This is a genomic window from Planktothrix sp. FACHB-1355 (genome assembly GCF_014748295.1).
GTDB lineage: Bacteria > Cyanobacteriota > Cyanobacteriia > Cyanobacteriales > Aerosakkonemataceae > Aerosakkonema > Aerosakkonema funiforme_A.
The window spans coordinates 1-3317 of record NZ_JACJUP010000793.1; the positions used below are offsets into that span (position 1 = coordinate 1).

4 protein-coding genes are annotated in these 3317 nt (G+C 42.5%); 3 read left to right on the forward strand and 1 reads right to left on the reverse strand.

What is annotated here, in order from left to right; genetic code table 11:
• From H6S82_RS24955 to H6S82_RS24965, 3 genes are all read left to right on the forward strand, one after another.
• On the forward strand, positions 1 to 199 hold a 199-nt coding region (locus H6S82_RS24955), incomplete at its 5' end, for a tetratricopeptide repeat protein (RefSeq protein ID WP_191056877.1).
• Positions 200 to 310: 111 nt separating this feature from the next.
• Positions 311 to 1441 (forward strand): glycoside hydrolase family 99-like domain-containing protein, encoded by a 1131-nt coding sequence (locus H6S82_RS24960; protein WP_190465161.1) that lies wholly within the window; start codon positions 311 to 313, stop codon positions 1439 to 1441.
• 45 nt (positions 1442 to 1486) lie between these two features.
• Positions 1487 to 2926, forward strand: coding sequence for a carotenoid oxygenase family protein (locus H6S82_RS24965; protein ID WP_190465160.1), 1440 nt, complete (start codon positions 1487 to 1489; stop codon positions 2924 to 2926).
• Positions 2927 to 3019: 93 nt separating this feature from the next.
• Here H6S82_RS24965 and H6S82_RS24970 read toward each other — a convergent pair.
• Positions 3020 to 3317: hypothetical protein (locus H6S82_RS24970; protein ID WP_206756896.1), on the reverse strand; the 298-nt coding region annotated here is incomplete at its 5' end.

A 3317-nucleotide genomic window follows, 5' to 3' on the forward strand; every position in this document is an offset into this window, starting at 1 on the left:
CATGTGGGAAGAAGCTATTCGCATTAATCCCCAGTACGCAGAAGCGCACCATAACTTGGGAGTTGCCCTCGCCAGCCAGGTTAAGGTAGAAGAGGCGATCGCTACTTTAAAGCAAGCTAGCGACTTATACAGATCTCAGGGTAAAACGCAAACAGCTGACAAAATCGATGGAGTCTTACGGAATGTAGGAGTCCAATAAAAACGTAGTAACCCAGACGGGCATAGGAATATTCCGAGCTACCGTACTTAGTGTGCTAGAAATAAGAGGTTTATACCACAAGTCTGACGATACTAAGTGCGGTAGAAAAAAATGGACTTACAATCTCCAAAAGCTCGTCTGATTGCTTTTTACCTTCCCCAGTTTCATCCGATTCCAGAAAACGATGAATGGTGGGGTAAAGGATTTACTGAATGGACAAATGTTGCTAAGGCCAAACCATTATATCCCGGTCATTACCAACCACATATTCCAGCAGATTTAGGTTTTTATGACTTGCGCGTACCAGAAACTCGCCAAGCGCAGGCAGAAATGGCGAAAAATTACGGAATAGAAGGTTTTTGTTATTGGCATTATTGGTTTGCCGGCAAGCGTTTGCTTGAAAGGCCATTTAATGAAGTTTTAAAGTCGGGCGAACCAAATTTTCCTTTTTGTTTGGGATGGGCAAATGAAACCTGGAGTGGTATTTGGCACGGTAGTCCCGACAAAATATTAATGGCACAGACATATCCTGGTTTGTCAGACTATGAAGCTCATTTTTATACAGTTTTAGAGGCTTTTTCCGATCCTCGTTACATTAAAATTGATGGCAAGCCACTCTTCATCATTTACCGTCCGAAAAAATTGCCCGAGCCAAAATTGTTTACCGATTATTGGCGAGAATTAGCCATGAAATCCGGTTTAAAAGGTTTATATTTTATGGGCGTTGTTTTTGACCCATCCTGGGTTCCAGAGCTAAATGGCTTTGACGCTTCTATCATTATCAATCCGGATTTTTCCCGTGCTGTTTCGCCCAAATTAATAGCACCGCAATTTTTCCCAAAAAGTACTATTTTTGATAAGTATTACACTAAGATAAATTCTGTGTTGACTAAAAAAATACCTAAAATAAATAGAAAAGTTCCGATAGTTTGTGCTTACGCTGAAGGTATTAAAAATGCTTTTTTGAAACAAGCAGTAACATTTGAACACTATCCTTGTATTTTTCCTAATTGGGATAATACACCCAGGAGTGGTGTAAATGGTGTGGTGTTTCACGATTCTACGCCAGAGTTATTCCGTATTCACCTTAAAGAAGCACTCTCAAAGGTGGAAAATAACGCCAGAGAAAAAAGGATTATCTTCATTAGGTCTTGGAACGAATGGGCAGAAGGTAACTATTTGGAACCAGATAAAAAATTTGGTAAAAGTTATCTAGAAGTGATTAAAGATGAAGTATTGTGAAAATAGAATTTTTAATTTATTTGCCGCCCATTACCAATATCCAATATGAAAACATCTGAGTTACTATCAACGCCAAAAGCTTGGGCAAAAGCTTTCTCCCAACCGGCTAAAGAATTTCCCCTCACTTCCCTGCCACTTCTTTTTGGCAAAATACCAGAAAGTTTGCACGGCACTCTTTATCGCAATGGCCCAGCACGGTTGGCACGAGGAGGCGATCGCGTGGGACACTGGTTTGATGGCGATGGTGCTATCCTCGCCGTCAACTTCAGCGATGGTAAGGCTACAGGCGTCTATCGTTATGTGCGAACAGATGGATATCTAGCGGAATCTCAAGCGGATAGATACCTCTACGGAAACTATGGCATGACCGCACCTGGGCCAATCTGGAATCAATGGTTCAGACCGGTAAAAAATAGCGCTAATACCTCCGTCTTAGCCTTAAGCGATAAGCTGTTAGCACTTTGGGAAGGCGGAAAACCGCACGCTTTAGACTTGCAAACTTTGCAAACTAGGGGATTGGACGATTTATCCGGACTCAGTGGTGAGTTGCCTTATTCTGCACATCCCAAATGGGACGCGCAAACAGGGGAAATTTTTAACTTTGGTATCACTCCCGGAGTTAATTCCAAACTCAATATATATAAGAGCGATCGCACAGGCAAGATTGTGCAAAAGCAGTCAATCACTGTGGATGGAATTCCCCTATTGCATGATTTTGTCATGGCTGGGCAATATCTTGTTTTCTTCGTTCCGCCAGTACGGGTTAACTTACTTCCAGCTGCGATCGGTTTGTACAGCTTCAGCGAAGCAATGCAGTGGAAACCCAAGCTGGGAACCCAAATTTTAGTTTTCGATCGCGAAAATCTATCTTTAGTTAGCCGTGGGGAAACGGAACCTTGGTATCAGTGGCATTTTGCTAACGGTTACGTAGATGCTAACAATTTAGCTGTGATAGATTTTGTCCGTTATCCAGACTTTCAAACAAACCAACGTTTGAAGGAAGTAGCAAGCGGACAAATGCAAACTCCCGCTAAATCAACTTTGTGGCAAGTCCATCTCGACCCCAAAACTGCTAAGGTAAAGACATCTGAGGAATTGTTAGACCGAGATTGCGAATTCCCACTTGTACCGCCATCCCACATCGGCAAAGCTTCGCGCTTTACTTATCTGTCCTTGCAACGGCAAGATGTCGATACTGCTAGAGAAATGTATGGTGCGATCGCACGTTTCGACAATCAAACTAGCACTCTCACAGAAGCCGATCTAGGCGAAAATCGCTATCCTATGGAACCCATTTATGCTCCGGATGCCATCAATTCCGAGCGAGGTTGGATACTGACCGTTGTGTTTGATGGCAACACAAACAGCAGCGAAGTTTGGATATTTGATAGCGAAAGACTGGATGATAAACCTGTGTGCAAACTGGGATTACCCAGCATTGTGCCTATGGGATTTCACGGTACTTGGAAAGCAGCAACAGCTTAAAATATTAGGAATTAAAAATCGTAAGTTGTAGAGAATCGTGACGAGATTTTAATTCTTTACCTTTCCCAACATTTAAGCATCGTTTAGATTGGGCTAGATCGTGAACCGTCCGCTGCCAAGAATTTTTCGGTTAGGCTGATTCTTGACCGCAGCTACTAAATCCTGTGACGAATTGGAATTAGGATTGAAAATTGTGCTTAAGCGTCCGGTGCGGGTTTTTCGGTTGGGTGGATTTTTAACCGCCGCAACTAAATCTTCATTCACATCAAAACTGGTATTGAGATATGTGCTGAAACGTCCGCTACCGCGACTGTCATCATCATCTGGCTTTTTTTCATCTGCTACTAAAGCTTCAGTTATGGCCAAATTATTATTGGGATGTGCATTCAGC

Coding starts and splice junctions, on each gene's coding strand:
- H6S82_RS24960 (WP_190465161.1), top strand. CDS start 311: ATGGACTTACAATCTCCAAAAGCTCGTCTGATTGCTTTTTACCTTCCC.
- H6S82_RS24965 (WP_190465160.1), top strand. CDS start 1,487: ATGAAAACATCTGAGTTACTATCAACGCCAAAAGCTTGGGCAAAAGCT.